This is a genomic window from Amycolatopsis sp. WAC 04169 (assembly GCF_003947535.1).
GTDB lineage: Bacteria > Actinomycetota > Actinomycetes > Mycobacteriales > Pseudonocardiaceae > Amycolatopsis > Amycolatopsis keratiniphila.
This window is the reverse complement of record NZ_QHJI01000059.1, coordinates 1-684: the sequence shown is the minus strand read 5'-3', so window position 1 is coordinate 684 and position 684 is coordinate 1. Positions and strand designations below refer to the sequence as shown.

Genomic DNA, 684 nt, shown 5'->3' with positions numbered 1-684 from the left:
GTCGCCCGCGACCTGCGGCGACGCTACGGCGCCACCTGCCGGATCGTGCGCGCGGAGTCCGGCGAGTCGGCGCTGGAGGCGCTGCGCGAGCTCAAGCTGCGCGGGGACCTGGTGGCCGTGATCCTCGCGGACTACCGCATGCCGCAGATGAACGGCATCGAGTTCCTGGAGCAGGCCATGGACGTGTACCCGGGCGCCCGCCGGGTGCTGCTGACGGCGTACGCGGACACCGAGGCGGCGATCGACGCGATCAACGTCGTCGACCTGGACCACTACCTGCTCAAGCCCTGGGACCCGCCCGAGGAGAAGCTCTACCCGGTCCTGGACGACCTGCTCCAGGCCTGGCGCACCGGCGACCACCGTCCGGTGCCCAGCACCAAGGTCGTCGGGCACCGCTGGTCGGCGCGGTCCTCGGAGGTCCGGGAGTTCCTGGCCCGCAACCAGGTGCCCTACCGCTGGTACTCCTCGGACGAGCCGGAGGGACGGCGGCTGCTCTCGGCGGCCGGGCAGGACGGGCAGCGGCTGCCGGTGGTGATCACGCCGGACGGGACCCCGCTGGTGGAACCCGAGGCACCCGAGCTGGCCGCCCGTGTGGGTCTGGCGACCACGCCGACGGCCGACTTCTACGACCTGGTGGTGATCGGCGGCGGCCCGGCCGGGCTCGGGGCGGCCGTGTACGGCGCC

Annotated in this window: 1 protein-coding gene; it reads left to right on the top strand. The window is 73.7% G+C overall.

The genetic code is table 11. From position 1 onward, the window contains the following. On the top strand, window positions 1-684 hold a 684-nt coding region (locus DMC61_RS40980; protein ID WP_125695773.1), incomplete at both ends, for a response regulator.